This window comes from Vibrio sp. BS-M-Sm-2, assembly GCF_041504345.1.
GTDB classification, from domain to species: domain Bacteria; phylum Pseudomonadota; class Gammaproteobacteria; order Enterobacterales; family Vibrionaceae; genus Vibrio; species Vibrio satsumensis.
Genome location: NZ_CP167894.1, coordinates 894,254 through 910,537 on the forward strand (window position 1 = coordinate 894,254; position 16,284 = coordinate 910,537).

Here is a 16,284-nt window from a genome sequence, read left to right on the forward strand (position 1 = left end):
TTAATTTCATCAAAAATACAAAAAACAAAAGTTCAGAAAAATCATCTGGTCTGAACAGATCATAGTGGCCTCTGGGAGCATTGTATCGGTAACTCACCTCGGGTAGCCTGCTCAACCATTAAACAAATTCACACGTTTTCTTTGCGGATACCTGCTTTGCATAAGGCAGTACTTTGGACAGGATTTAAATGGACATCACCCTTACATTCGAATGCCCTCTTCTCGCATGAAACACGTAACCACCCCCTGCAAGTCTACGTGCTTCGCACCCCTTATTTCAGTCTGGCCGCCGAATTTCGGTAGCCTTACTCTTCAGCTGCGTTTGCCCAAATCTGTCTCAGGTTTATTTTCGATTTATTTAAAAGCGCAGCCTCAAAAAACGACATCGCCCTCAGTGATTTCAAGTGGAGACTCATAATGAGCCAACCCGAAAAAAATACACCGGAATCAGTCGACGACACTCGACTTAATAAACGCCTTAAAGACATGCCAATTGCTATCGTTGGTATGGCAAGCATGTTTGCGAACTCTCGTTACCTAAACAAATTCTGGGATTTGATCAGCGAAAAGATCGATGCCATTACTGAAGTGCCAGATACGCACTGGCGTCCAGAAGATTACTACGATTCAGATCGTACTACGCCAGACAAGTCTTACTGTAAGCGTGGTGGTTTCATCCCTGAAGTAGACTTCAACCCTATGGAATTCGGCCTTCCGCCAAATATCCTCGAACTGACGGATACGTCACAGCTGCTTTCTCTGATCGTGGCAAAAGAAGTACTTGAAGATGCCAAGCTGCCTGAAGGATACGACCGCGATAAGATCGGTATTACGCTCGGTGTTGGTGGTGGTCAGAAGATCGCTCAAAGCCTAAACGCTCGTCTTCAATACCCGGTTTTGAAAAAAGTCTTCAAGAGCAGTGGTATCAGCGACGACGACAGCGAAATGCTGATCAAAAAATTCCAAGACCAATACATCCACTGGGAAGAGAACTCATTCCCTGGCTCATTGGGTAACGTGATTTCAGGTCGTATTGCTAACCGCTTTGACCTTGGTGGCATTAACTGTGTAGTAGACGCTGCATGTGCAGGTTCTCTAGCCGCAATGCGCATGGCTCTTAGTGAGCTAGTTGAAGGCCGCAGTGAAATGATGATCACAGGTGGTGTGTGTACTGATAACTCACCAACCATGTACATGAGCTTCTCTAAAACGCCAGCATTTACCACCAATGAAACCATTCAACCTTTCGACATCGACTCAAAAGGCATGATGATTGGTGAAGGTATCGGCATGGTTGCTCTTAAGCGTCTTGAAGATGCAGAGCGCGACGGCGACAGAATCTACTCAGTGATTAAAGGTGTCGGTTCTTCTTCGGATGGTAAGTTCAAAAGCATTTACGCGCCTCGCCCTGAAGGACAAGCAAAAGCACTGAAACGTGCTTACGATGATGCTGGTTTCGCACCGCACACGCTTGGCCTTTTAGAAGCGCACGGCACAGGTACAGCAGCGGGTGACGTTGCTGAATTTGGCGGCTTAAACTCGGTATTCAGTGAGAACAATGAAGAGAAGCAACACATTGCGTTAGGCTCTGTAAAATCTCAAATTGGTCACACCAAATCAACCGCGGGTACTGCCGGTTTAATCAAAGCTGCGTTAGCACTGCACCACAAAGTACTGCCGCCAACGATTAACGTATCGGCTCCGAATCCTAAGTTGGATATCGAGAACTCACCGTTCTACCTAAACACACAAACACGTCCTTGGATGAAACGTGTCGACGGCACACCGCGCCGTGCAGGTATCAGCTCATTCGGTTTTGGTGGCACTAACTTCCACGTTGTATTGGAAGAGTACACGCCAGAACACGCTCGCGGTGACAAATACCGTCAGCGCCAAGTACCGAAAACTCTGTTATTCAGCGCGGAATCTCGTCAAGCACTGATCAATGAGCTCAAGCAGATTTCAACTCAAGCGGCAGACGCTGCGTTCAAACTGGAAGCGCTTGCTGAACAACATAGTTTGCGTGAAGTTGACGCTAAGCATGCTCGTATTGGTTTAGTCGTGACTGACCAAGCAGACCTTCAAGCGCAACTGACTCAAGCGGTTTCTATGCTTGAGAGCCAAACCAAAGCACATTGGCAGATGCCAAACGGTACTAGCTACCGTGAGTCGGCTCTGATTGCAGAAAACGGCGCAGGTAAAGTGGCAGCGCTATTTGCAGGTCAAGGGTCGCAATACCTAAACATGGGTCGCGAGCTTGCTTGTCATTACCCTGAAATGCGTCAACAGCTTGCTCAAGCGGATCAAGTATTTGGTCAGCACAAGAAAACAGCTCTGTCGCAAATTCTGTTCCCAATTCCAACCTTCACACCTGAAGCAACTAGAGCTCAAGAAGCGGTACTAACCAACACGGCCAACGCGCAAAGTGCGATTGGTACTGTGTCTATGGGTCAGTTCGACATCATGACTCAGGCTGGCTTCAAAGCAGACATGGTCGCAGGCCACAGCTTTGGTGAGTTAAGTGCACTATGTGCATCGGGTGTTATCTCGCAAGACGATTACTACCAGTTAGCTTTCGCTCGTGGCGATGCGATGGCTGCGACACCTGAACAAGGTGACAGCGGTACTATGTTTGCAGTCATCCTAGACGCAGACAAACTTCCAGCCGTTGAAAGCTGCATCAGCCAATTCGAAGGCGTGAGCATTGCCAACTACAACGCTCCGACTCAACTGGTTATTGCAGGTCCAACCGCGACGGTTCAACAAGCAGCACAAGCGCTAACAGAACAAGGCTTCAAAGCAATTGCTCTGCCAGTTTCTGGCGCTTTCCACACACCGCTTGTTGCTCACGCTCAAAAACCATTTGCTGCTGCAATCGATAAAGCTTCATTCAGCGCTCCAACGCTGCCGCTTTACTCAAACGCAACGGGCAAACTGCACAGCAAAGACGCGAAAGCGATCAAGAAAGCATTCAAACAGCACATGCTGCAATCGGTTCGTTTCAGCGAGCAAATTGAAGCGATGTATGAAGCAGGCGCGCGCGTATTCGTTGAGTTCGGTCCTAAGAACATTCTTCAAAAGCTGGTTGAGAAAACATTGGCTGATAAGAACGAAGAACTTTACGCAATCAGTATCAACCCAAGCCCTAAAGGCGACAGTGACCAACAGCTTCGTTTAGCTGCAGTTCAACTTTGCGTGGCAGGTGTTTCATTAGACAACATTGACCCTTACCAAGCTGACGTTGCTGAACCTGCAAAGGCATCACCAATGAACATCAAGCTGAATGCAACCAACTACATCAGCCCAGCTACTCGTAAGAAAATGGATCAATCATTGGCTTCGGGCAACGTCACCGAAAAGACTGAGATTGTTGAAGTGAAAGTTGAAGTCGAGAAAATCGTGGAAAAAGAAGTGATTAAAACAGAAATCGTTGAAGTACCTGTGGCTACTCCTCAAGCTTCAAATGTACAACAGTCAGCTGCCCCAGCACCAAGTGCACAAGTAGCAACAGCAGCTCCGCAATCACAAGTGGTTCAAACTGCCCCAGCGACTAGTCAGCCAACAGCTCAAGTAACGGTAGATGAGTCTTCATTGCAGTCGTTCTTCAATGCTCAACAACAAGCAGCAGAAGTACATCAGCAGTTCCTTGCGATTCCTCAGCAATACGGTGACACGTTCAACACCCTAATGTCTGAGCAAGCGAAAATGGCAACAGCAGGCGTAGCAATTCCTGAGAACCTACAGCGTTCTATGGAGATGTTCCACCAGCACCAAGCTGAAACGCTAAAAGCGCACGCTCATTACCTAGAGATGCAAGCGCACAGCAACAACTCTGCACTTAATATGCTGACGCAAGGTTCAGTGCAAACCGCACAACCAACCTTCGCTGCGCCAGTAAATGCTCAGCCAACGATTCAAGCTCCAGCTACTCAAACTACTCCAGCAGCTATCGTCCAACAGCCTGTAGCTCAAGTACAAGCGACTCCTGTTCAAGCTACGCCAGCTCCAACAATAGTAGCTCAGCAAGCTCCAGTCCAGAAAGCCGCTCCTGCATCACAAGTAGCAGCTCAAGCGGCAGCGCCTGTTGCTGCTCAACCTGTGCCAGTTAAAGCACAACCAGCTCCTGTGGCTGCACCAGTAGCAGTACAATCAGCAGATGCTGAAAAAGTGATGCTAGAAGTGGTTGCTGAGAAAACGGGTTACCCAACGGAAATGCTTGATCTAGAAATGGACATGGAAGCAGACCTTGGTATCGACTCAATCAAGCGCGTAGAGATCCTTGGTACCGTTCAAGACGAAATGCCAAACCTACCTGAGCTGAACCCTGAAGATTTGGCTGAGTGTCGTACTCTTGGTGAAATCGTTACCTACATGAACAGCAAGATGCCAGCATCAGCGCCTGTGGCAGCACAGCCAAGCGCAGCTGCTCCTGTTCAAGCCGCTAACGGTCTTGATGCGAAAGTCGTTCAACAAACCATGCTAGAAGTGGTGGCTGAGAAGACAGGTTACCCAACGGAAATGCTTGATCTAGAAATGGATATGGAAGCTGACCTTGGTATCGATTCAATCAAGCGTGTTGAGATTCTTGGTACGGTTCAAGATGAACTGCCGACTCTTCCAGAGCTAAACCCTGAAGACTTAGCTGAGTGTCGCACTCTTGGCGAAATCGTTAACTACATGAACAGCAAGCTTCCAGCTTCGGCTCCTGTAGTCGCTCAAACTGCAACAACTTCAGTTCAAGCAACTAGCGGCCTAGATGCAGCTGTTGTTCATAAGACGATGTTAGAAGTGGTCGCAGAGAAAACGGGCTACCCGACTGAAATGCTAGACCTAGCAATGGATATGGAAGCTGACCTTGGTATCGATTCAATCAAACGTGTTGAAATCCTAGGTACGGTTCAAGACGAGTTACCGACTCTTCCAGAGCTAAACCCTGAAGACCTCGCTGAGTGTCGTACTCTAGGCGAAATCGTAGACTACATGAACAGTAAGCTTCCAGCTTCTGCTCCGGTAGCGGCTCAAGTATCTGCACCAGCGCAAGCAGTATCAAAAGGTTTAAACACAGAACAAGTTCAAAGCACAATGTTGAGCGTAGTGGCTGATAAAACCGGCTACCCAACAGAGATGCTAGACCTAGCAATGGACATGGAAGCAGACCTTGGCATCGACTCAATCAAACGTGTTGAGATCCTTGGTACGGTTCAAGACCAACTACCAACATTGCCAGAGCTAAATCCTGAAGATCTCGCTGAGTGTCGTACTCTGGGTGAAATCGTTGCTTACATGAACAGCAAGCTAGGCGCTAATGAAGTTCCTAATGCAGAAGCAGCTTCAACCGCAGCAGAAAGCGTAAGCAACGACCTAAAACCTGCTCATGTTCAATCAACAATGATGGAAGTGGTTGCCGACAAAACGGGCTACCCAGCAGAAATGCTCGATCTAGCAATGGACATGGAAGCAGACCTTGGTATCGACTCAATCAAACGTGTTGAGATTCTAGGTACGGTTCAAGACCAACTACCAACGCTGCCAGAGCTAAACCCTGAAGACTTAGCTGAGTGTCGTACTCTTGGTGAAATCGTTACCTACATGCAAAGCAAGCTATCGGCAGTTGCACCAGTAGCGACTCCTCAAGCTCAGCCTGTAACGCCTATCGCAGAAGCAGCGACAACAGAACTTCCTCCACACAATGAGGTAGCGCTAAAAAAGCTACCAGCGGCAGATAAACTCGTCGATTGTTTCTCAAAAGACGCTTGTGTCGTGATCACCGATGATGGTCACAACGCCGGTGTTCTAGCAGAAAAGTTGACCGCTAACGGCATTCAAGTTGCTGTAGTGCGTAGTGCTCTTTCTGCCGCGTCACCTTTAAACAGTGAAATCGCAAGCTACACACTCAACAGCGTTGATGATGCTGGTGTCACTGCGGTTATTAACGACATCGAAGCAGACCTTAAAACGTCGAACAAAGTGATTGCTGGCTTCATTCACCTACAAGCTATCGTTGATGTTAAACAAAGCAACGAGCAAGCGGTTAACTTGAATACAGACTCAAGAGCTTCGCTAACCACAGCGTTCTTATTCGCGAAGCACCTAAATGGTCAGCTGAATACCGTTTCTGGTCGCAGCGTGTTCTTCACGCTAAGCCGTATCGATGGTGGCTTTGGTTACCTAGATACTAAGCAACTAGCGAACGCAGAACTTAACCAAGCGGCTCTATCTGGTTTAACTAAGACACTGAGCCATGAATGGTCAAACGTGTTCTGCCGTGCATTGGATGCTGACGCTTCTATTGATGCTCGTCACCTAGCTGAAGCTATTACAGGCGAACTGTTCGATATCGATACCAACACGGTTGAAATCGGCCTTAGCCATGCGGAAAACGGTGAATTGGGGCGTGCAACATTGATTGCTGCAACACCAGGTGCAGCACAAACCAAAAACGCAGGCGCTCAGCTCACCAAGAGCGACAAAGTTCTGGTAACGGGTGGCGCTAAAGGCGTGACGTTTGAATGTGCACTAACGCTTGCTAGGCAATGTAAGTCTCACTTCATTCTTGCAGGTCGTAGCAAACACATTACGTCACAAGAGCTACCACAGTGGGCACAGGGCACGCAAGAGAAAGAGCTAAAACCAGCGGCTATCGCTCACCTACAAGCAACAGGTGACAAACCAACGCCAAAAAAAGTTGATGCCTTGCTAAAACCGGTATTGAGCAGCCTTGAAATCAACGCAGCACTTGCCGCTTTCAACGAGATTGGCGCAAGCGCTGAATACCTAAGCTTAGATGTGTCGAACCATGAGTCAGTAGCGAAAACGCTGGCGAATTTTGATGGCATCACAGGTCTTATCCACGGTGCAGGCGTACTGGCTGACAAACACATTCAAGACAAAACACTTGATGAGCTGAACATGGTTTACGGCACGAAAGTGGGCGGGCTAGAAGCGGTTCTTGGTGGTCTTGATAGCAGCAAACTAAAATTGATTGCGATGTTCTCTTCGGCGGCGGGTTTCTACGGGAACACAGGCCAAAGTGACTACTCGATGTCTAACGAGATCCTAAACAAAGCGGCTCTACAACTGTCTGCGCGTAACCCTCAAGCGAAAGTGATGAGCTTCAACTGGGGACCGTGGGACGGTGGCATGGTCAACGCAGCACTAAAACGTATGTTCACCGAGCGCGGTGTGTACGTAATTCCTCTTCAGGCAGGTGCAGAGTTGTTTAGTTCTCAACTACTGAACGAAACTGGCATTCAACTGCTGGTTGGTACGAGCATGCAAGGTTCTGACAACAAGGAAGCTGCTGTAAAAAAGCTTAATGCGGAGTCTGTGCATCTTGCAAAGAGTCCGCTGAATACAAGCATCACTGTGACACGTCATCTTGATCCTAAGGCTTTGCCTTTCATTCAAGATCACTGCATTGCCGGTAACCCAGTGTTACCGACAGTGTGTGCCATCCAATGGATGCGTGAGGTGGCAGAGCAACTGTTAGGGGTGAACGTTAGCGTTCACAACTACAAACTGCTTAAGGGTGTGATTTTTGATACTGATGAAGTGCAAGAGCTAAAACTGGTTCTTTCTTCTGATGCTAAATCAAAAGAGCAGCTAAAAGCAGTGATCAGTTGCCAAGGGCGACCACAGTATCAAGCTCAGTTGCAAGTTGCCTCTGTGCAAGAGTCTGAAGATGTTCAACAAGCGTCAGAAAAGCGCTTTGAAGCCAACACTTCAGCACCTGTAACAACGGCACAAGCTCTATACAGCGACGGCACTCTGTTTCACGGACCAAGACTGCAAGGTATTACCTCAGTTGAACGCTTTGACGACTTAGGCTTACTGGCTCAGTGCCAGTTGCCTCAGATTGAAAACAGCGACTGCGGAGCATTTATTCCTAAGCAAGGTTTTGGCGATAGCCAGCCATTTGCTGAAGATTATCTGTTGCAAGCCATGTTGGTATGGGCTCGATTGAAATACGGCGCGGCAAGCCTACCGTCTGCAATTGGTGAGTTTATTTGTTACGCACCGATGCACAATGGTGACCAAGGTTGGCTAGAGCTGAGCGTAATAAAAAGCACGGCTCGTTCACTGCAAGCTGATATCTCGCTTTACCACCAAGATGGTCGTTTAAGCGCAGTAATGAAAGGTGCCAAAGTCACCATCAGCAAGAGCTTAAATGACGCATTCTTACCGAAATCTAGCTCAGCAGTGTCGAAGAAAGAGACTACTAAGAACGCAGAAAAGGAGCAATTGTCATAGTGACTGTTCCTACTAATAAAGCGATGCCATTGCGCATCGCTCTTTTAGCTCAGCCAGCAAACGCGGCTGAGCTTTCTGCCGACTTATTCCCCTCGTTCCCAGGCATGATAACTGTTGTGGTTGATGGCAATTTTAATCAAGCACTTAGCCGTGCGATTGAGACTGTAAATCGAGGTACTGCTGTTAAACTCTGTTTGGATTCTCACTCACCATCATTGTTGATGTTAAGTGCGCTGAATGCTGCTCAGAATAAGATTCACCCACACGCGAATTTAGCGGGCTTTGCCGAAACTCTCGATCTAGATAATGGAGATAGCGTTCAGCTTGCTCTAGAGATGTCACGCCGCCCCGCTTCAGATTTAAGCCATCAACAACAATACTCAACCCTATCTGCTTCGCAGCAGTTTAATGAGTTGTTGAATATGGTTAATGCGATATCGAGCCGTTCATTGCCGAACCATTCATTACCTAACCATTACTGGTTCACTGAGCCGAACAAAGCACGTGTTGCTGCGTTAACTTTCAGTGACGATAGCCACAAAGCCACCAGCCTGATATTGACTCAAGCGACCGGTTTGCACGAACCAAAACCCTTGCTATCTAGCGAGCGTTTGATGTTTGTGGTTTCTGGCAATGACCAAGCTGAATTAGTTTCTCAGTTGACCTCACTAAGAGCTGAGCTTAAATGCGTTAGCGAGTCAGCGGACAGCGAAATTTCTATCGCCACCTTAATGCATTCAAACCTAAGTCACTTCCAAAACGTTCAGCACAATGCTGGCCTTAACTCGAACATAGTGATTCAGGCGGCTTCAATTAAGGCTGCAATACAAGAGATCACAGCGCTAGAAAATGCGTTGCCAAAAGTAATGGCTGACAATAGCCAATACAAAACGCCAGCGGGCAGTTGTTTCTCACCGATGCCTCAAAGCAAAGGTGGCGTTGCATTTGTTTACCCAGGTGTTGGCACGGTTTATCCCGGCATGTTGCGTGAGTTTCACCACCATTTCCCACAGTTATTTGCTCGTTTAGAACGTGAAGGTAACCTGAAAGAGATGCTGCAGGCTGATAAAACCTACGCTGAAGACTCGCAAGAAATGTCACTCAGTGAATTGGCAATTGCAGGTGTCGGCAGTAGTTATCTGTTAACACAACTGCTGTGTGATGAATTCAAAGTACAGCCAGACTTCGCTTTGGGTTACTCCAAGGGTGAAGCTTCAATGTGGGCCAGTTTGAATGTTTGGAAAAATCCGCATGCGTTGATTGAGATGACTCAAACTAGCCCTATTTTCACGACGGCTATTTCTGGTGAACTCACCGCAGTGCGTCAAGATTGGCAGCTGAACGGCGACGAAAGCATCCAATGGAATAGCTTTGTGGTTCGCAGTGATGCGCAAGCGATTGAGGCTCTGTTACCAGAATTCCCACGCGCTTATCTCGCTATCGTCCAAGGTGACACCTGCGTACTGGCTGGTTGTGAAAGCACATGTCGTGCACTACTCAAAAAACTAGGTAAACGTGGTATTGCCGCGAATCGTGTTACCGCAATGCACACTACACCAGCATTGAGCCAACATAGCCAAGTGCGAGAGTTTTACACGCAACCACTGTTCGACGAGTTGCCAAAGCATATCCGCTTTATCAGCGCAGCAGGTCTACCGACGGGCGCCCCAATCAATATCGACAGTGACAGCATCGCCCTTTCAATCGCTGATACTTTCTGTTCAACGTTAGATTTCACTGCGTTGATCCAGAGTGCTCGTCAGCAAGGTGCTCGTCTGTTTGTCGAAGTAGGTGCCGATCGTCAAACCAGCACATTGATCGACAAGATCAATCGTAGCGACAACGTAGCCGACCAATACTGCACAATCGCTTCCAATGCCAAAGGCGGTGACGATGTTGTCACGCTCATCAAATGCATTGGTCAGCTCATTACTCATCAAATTCCACTGTCTGTCGAGCCACTTATTCAAGGGCTAGAACAACAGATCACCACCGCTAAGCAATTCAGTGGCGTGTCTCAAGGCAGCGCAGTGAATCATCAAGGAGAGCTAGTATGAGTTCTCAATATCAGGCTCAAGCCAAGACTAAGCAGCAAGTGAAGTGCAATAAGATCGCGATTGTCGGTATTGCTAACCAATACCCAGAAGCTGATACGCCAAAAGACTTTTGGCAAAACTTGCTGGACAAAAAAGATTCTCGAACCACATTAAGCGCTGAAAAATTAGGTGCTAAGCCTGAAAGCTATCAGGGCGTGCAAGGCGAATCAGACCGCTTTTACTGTGACAAAGGCGGCTACATCGAAAACTTCAATTTCGATAGCAATGGCTACCGCTTAAAAGCAGAGTCATTCAAAGGTGTCGACCAGAGTTTCCTTTGGGCTTTGGATACCAGTCGTAAGGCTTTAGTCGACGCCGGCATTGATCTGAATGCCGATGTTTTAGATCGCACAGGCGTGATCATGGGTGCCCTTTCGTTCCCAACAACACGTTCGAACGATCTGTTTCTGCCGATGTATCACTCGGTGGTAGAGAAAGCACTACAAGCAAAATTGGCTAATGACCAGTTTTCACTGCTGCCAACCAATGAAACTGCTCAAGACCTCAACCCGATCAACGGTGCGGCAGCACACAACGCCTCGAAGTTAGTGGCTGATGCGTTGGGTCTAGGCAACGTGCAACTTAGCCTAGATGCGGCATGTGCAAGTTCAGTGTATTCATTGAAGTTAGCGTGTGATTACTTGAACACGGGCAAAGCCGACATGATGTTGGCAGGCGCGGTATCAGGTGCTGACCCATTCTTTATCAACATGGGTTTTTCCATCTTCCACGCTTACCCTGACCACGGTGTTTCGGTTCCGTTTGATAGCAACAGTAAAGGTCTGTTTGCTGGCGAAGGTGCGGGTGTTTTAGTCCTAAAACGCTTAGCTGATGCAGAGCGTGATGGCGACAATATTTACGCAGTCGTCAGCGGTATTGGCTTATCGAACGATGGCCGTGGCCAGTTCGTATTAAGCCCAAATAGCAAAGGACAAGTACAAGCCTTTGAACGCGCTTACGAGGCATCAAACCTAACCCCAGACAGCATTGAAGTGATTGAGTGTCACGCAACCGGCACGCCATTAGGTGACAAGGTTGAGTTAACCTCAATGGAGCGTTTTTTTGCTGACAAATTGAATGGTTCTAACCCGCCATTGATTGGCTCTGCGAAGTCAAACCTCGGCCACTTACTGACTGCAGCAGGTATGCCAGGGATCATGAAGATGATCTTTGCGATGAAAGAAGGTGTGCTTCCGCCAAGTATTAACTTGGACAAGCCACTGTCTTCACCAGAAGGTTTATTTGGTTCACAGAACCTACCAACGCAGGTTCAACCTTGGCCAAGTAAAGCGGGCAACCCAGAGCGCTGTGCGGGTGTTTCTGTATTTGGCTTCGGTGGTTGTAACGCTCACTTACTGCTTGAAGCGTATTCAGACACTCGTCATGTAGACCAGACTCAAGAGTCGACTTCTCCAAGCCTACAACCGTCTAATTTAAGCATTACTGGTCTAGCGTCTCACTTCGGTTCTCTGCAAAGCATCAATGCGCTAAGCACTGCGATTGAGACCAACAGCGATGCTTTCATTGCTTTGCCTAAGAAACGCTGGAAAGGCTTAGACCAACATCCAGAACTACTGAATCAGTTTGGTTTACGCGGCATTCCAAACGGAGCGTACATCGATCAATTCGATCTCGATTTCCTACGCTTCAAAGTGCCGCCTAATGAAGATGACCGTTTGATCTCTCAGCAGTTGCTACTGATGAAAGTTGCAGACGAAGCTATCAAAGACGCCAAGCTTGTAGCAGGCCAAAAAGTTGCAGTACTCGTTGCGATGGAAACAGAGCTTGAGATGCACCAATTCCGTGGACGCGTAAACCTGCATAGCCAATTGGCTGACAGCTTTGCCAACATGGGTATTGAGCTAACACAAGACGAATACCAATCGCTAGAAACCATCGCCATGGACAGTGTGATGGACGCAGCCAAGCTGAACCAATACACCAGTTTCATCGGCAACATCATGGCTTCGCGTATCTCTTCACTGTGGGACTTTAACGGCCCTGCCTTTACGATTTCAGCCGCTGAACAGTCGGTTGCTCGTTGTATCGATGTTGCACAAAACGTGATGTCGCAAGAATCAATGGACGCAGTCGTGATTGCAGCCGTTGACCTTAGCGGCAGTGCAGAGCATGTGATTCTGAAGAACAGCGTCAGCCCTGTATTACTTGCTCCAAAATTCGGACAACCGCAAGACGGCTGTTGGAATGTGGGCGAAGGCGCTGGTGCAATCGTTCTTGTTGAAGAGAGTCGAGTAACAAGCAGCCAAGATACGGCTTACGGCAGCATCAATGCATTGGCCTTTGGTTCAAGCGAGCGTAACAACGCCGTTACCGATGAATTGCTGACGCAAGTCGACATGAGCTCGAATGACGTTTCTCTGCTTGAGCTTAACCAGGCACCAGAGTGTTTATCACATGAACCCTCGCCTCTCAGCCTAGGGAACACAAAGAGGACTCAAGCGAGCCAACGTGTTGGTCATTGCTCTGCAGCTTCTGGCATGGCAAGCCTGCTACACGGTCTGCTCAACCTGAACCTTGCACCTCTGAATCCAAATATCAGCTCTAAGAACGCGATTGTTGCCAACATCAGCGAAGGACAATGTTCACAGCTGCTACTAAGCCAATCGAGTGTCGAATCTCAATCACTTTCGGTTCGTTTAAGCAGTGAACTGGCAAGTGATGCTAAGCGTCAGTTGGTTAAACAAGTGACTCTTGGTGGTCGCGATATTTATCAACACATCGCAGAGGCACCAATCGCTAACCTAGCGCACATTCAACAGAAAGCTTCTGGCAAACAAGCAGCAAGAGTGACGTCGATTCCAACGACAGCAAGCATTCAAGCAGCGATTGCGCAAAAAGAGTTAGAGAAGAAAGCATTAGCGCAAAACGCGGTAGAGCCAGTCATCGAAACTCCTACATCAGTATCCCCTACTCTGGCGCCAACTCGCCACAGTCAGCTAACAGGTAACCACAGCAATATGACTCATGTCCTATCCGCTAAAAATGGCGCGTCTCAAATCGACGCAGCTTCACAGCAGCCGCAAAGCTTCAATCAACGTCAAGTAAGCCAAGATCAGGTAAGCCAAAGCCAAGCTTTTGCTCAAAACCAGCAAGCGGCTCAACAGGTACACAAAGCATTCCTGCACACACGTGCCCAAGGCATGCAGATGGCTGATGCACTATTAAAAGCGCAGCTAAACGCAGTGACGTCTGGTTTAGATAGCAATGCCCTTTCTCAACAAACGAATGGTCAACAAACGACTGGTCAGCAAACATCAGCTCAGCCTGTTCAAGCTCAACCGGCTCCGGTTCAGTCAGTGCCAGTCAACGTACTTGCAACGCCAGCACCAGTAAAACCTATCCGTAAACCATGTATCTGGGATTACGATGATCTGGTTGAATACGCTGAAGGCGATATTGCAAACGTATTTGGCCCTGATTACGCGATCATCGATAACTACTCGCGCCGCGTTCGCTTGCCAACCACCGATTACCTATTGGTATCTCGTGTGACTAAGCTCAACGCGACAGTCAACGAGTACAAGCCAAGCACAATGACCACCGAATACGACATCCCAGTTGATGCGCCGTATCTTGTAGATGGCCAGATCCCTTGGGCTGTTGCGGTAGAATCTGGTCAGTGTGACCTAATGCTGATCAGCTACTTGGGTATTGATTTCGAAAACAAAGGCGAGCGTGTTTATCGCCTACTTGATTGTACGCTGACCTTCCTTGGCGACTTACCTCGTGGTGGCGATACGCTGCGTTACGATATCTCAATCAACAGCTTTGCTCGCAATGGCGACACGTTGCTGTTCTTCTTCTCGTACGAGTGTTTCGTTGGCGACAAGATGATCCTGAAAATGGATAACGGCTGTGCTGGCTTCTTCACAGACGAAGAGCTGGCTGACGGCAAGGGTGTGATTCACACAGAAGACGAAATCAAGGCTCGTAAGCTTGCAACTAAGCAAAGTTTCGACCCAATGTTGCACTGCCCTAAAACCCAGTTTAACCACCAAGAATTACGCCACCTACTAACTGCGAACATTGCAGAGTGTTTTGGCCCAACTCACCAATCTGATCGCCACCAGCCTTCTTTGTGCTTCAGCTCTGAGAAGTTCATGATGATCGAAAAAGTCAGCCGTGTTGAACCGCAAGGCGGCACATGGGGACTTGGCTTGATCGAAGGTCACAAACAGCTAGAGCCTGAGCACTGGTACTTCCCTTGTCACTTCAAAGATGACTCAGTAATGGCAGGTTCTTTGATGGCAGAAGGTTGTGGTCAACTGCTTCAGTTTTTCATGATGCACCTTGGCATGCACACGCTTGTTCAAAATGGTCGTTTCCAACCGCTTGAAAATGCCCCTCAACAAGTGCGTTGTCGTGGACAAGTGCTGCCACAATCGGCAGAACTGACTTACCGCATGGAAGTGACTGAAATTGGTCTAAGCCCTCGCCCATACGCGAAGGCTAACATCGATATCTTACTGAACGGCAAAGTGATTGTTGATTTCCAAAACTTGGGTGTAATGATCAAAGAAGATGACGAATGTACTCGTTACCTGCCTTCTTTAGAAACAGCTGTCGCGACCCCTGTTATCGAAAACTTGGGTCATACACCCGCCGTTAATCAGCAGGCTTCAGCAAATGCACCACTAATGGCGCAAATTGAAGACCTAGAAACTGCGCCAAACAAAGGCGTAATCCCTCTTCAACACGTTGAAGCTCCAGTAACGCCAGATTACCCGAACCGCACTCCAGATACGGTTCCGTTCACTCCATATCACATGTTCGAATTCGCGACTGGCGATATCGAAAAATGTTTCGGCCCTGACTTCTCTATCTACCGTGGAATGATTCCACCACGTACTCCGTGTGGCGACTTGCAGTTAACCACTCGTGTTGTTGAAATCGACGGTAAGCGTGGCGACTTCAAGAAACCGTCATCGTGTATCGCAGAATACGAAGTGCCAGAAAATGCATGGTACTTTGATGAAAACAGCCATCACACCTTGATGCCTTACTCGGTATTGATGGAGATTTCACTGCAGCCAAACGGCTTCATCTCTGGCTATATGGGCACGACATTGGGCTTCCCAGGTGAAGAGCTGTTTTTCCGTAACCTAGATGGTAGCGGCAAAATGCTGCGTAACGTCGACTTACGTGGCAAAACCATCACCAATGATTCTCGTCTTCTTTCAACCGTCATGATGGGCACCAACATCGTACAGAGTTTCAGCTTCGAACTGAGCACTGACGGTGTACCGTTCTACCAAGGTACGGCGGTATTTGGTTACTTCAAAGGCGCAGCACTGAAAGATCAGCTTGGTTTGGACAACGGTAAAGTGACTCACCCTTGGCACGTTGATAACAACCGCACGCCGGATGTAAACATCAACTTGCTAGACAAAACAACGCGTTACTTCAATGCACCTGTTTCTGCTACTGGTGAAATGCAAGAGCACTACAAACTGGCTGGCGGTCGTTTGAACTTTATCGATACTGTGCAGATCACCAGCGATGGTGGTAAAGACGGTCTTGGTTACCTATACGCTGAGCGTACGATTGACCCAAGCGATTGGTTCTTCCAATTCCACTTCCATCAAGATCCTGTAATGCCGGGCTCTCTAGGTGTCGAAGCGATCATCGAACTGATGCAAACCTACGCCCTAAACAAAGATCTTGGCGCTGGCTTCCGTAATCCGAAGTTTGGTCAAATCCAATCTGAAGTGAAATGGAAATACCGTGGTCAGATTAACCCTCTGAACAAACAGATGTCTCTGGATGTACATATCACTGCGGTTAAAGACGAAGACGGCAAACGCATCATCGTTGGCGACGCAAACCTGAGCAAAGATGGTCTGCGTATTTACGAAGTGAAAGACATCGCGATTTGTATCGAAGAAGCCCCTGCTAACGATAAAGCATAAGCCGCCAT

General features: G+C 48.1%; 3 protein-coding genes. All 3 read left to right on the forward strand.

The features are described 5' to 3' along the window. Positions 1-417: 417 nt before the first annotated feature. Genes AB8613_RS04020 through AB8613_RS04030 form a run of 3 tightly spaced genes read left to right on the forward strand, consistent with a single transcriptional unit; the run spans position 418 to position 16,276 of the window. Positions 418-8,250, forward strand: coding sequence for a phosphopantetheine-binding protein (locus tag AB8613_RS04020; RefSeq protein WP_372384534.1), 7,833 nt, complete (start codon positions 418-420; stop codon positions 8,248-8,250). Further along, positions 8,250-10,307, forward strand: a complete 2,058-nt coding sequence (locus AB8613_RS04025; protein WP_372384535.1) for a PfaB family protein — start codon at positions 8,250-8,252, stop codon at positions 10,305-10,307. The genes AB8613_RS04020 and AB8613_RS04025 overlap by 1 nt, the downstream gene beginning before the upstream one ends. After that, on the forward strand, positions 10,304-16,276 hold the full coding sequence (locus AB8613_RS04030) for a beta-ketoacyl synthase N-terminal-like domain-containing protein (protein WP_372384536.1): 5,973 nt from the start codon (positions 10,304-10,306) through the stop codon (positions 16,274-16,276). The genes AB8613_RS04025 and AB8613_RS04030 overlap by 4 nt, the downstream gene beginning before the upstream one ends. The last annotated feature ends 8 nt before the right edge of the window (positions 16,277-16,284 follow it).

What these genes read in the sequence shown, in the direction of transcription:
- AB8613_RS04030 (WP_372384536.1), top strand. Translation starts at nt 10,304, where the DNA reads ATGAGTTCTCAATATCAGGCTCAAGCCAAGACTAAGCAGCAAGTGAAG.
- AB8613_RS04020 (WP_372384534.1), top strand. Translation starts at nt 418, where the DNA reads ATGAGCCAACCCGAAAAAAATACACCGGAATCAGTCGACGACACTCGA.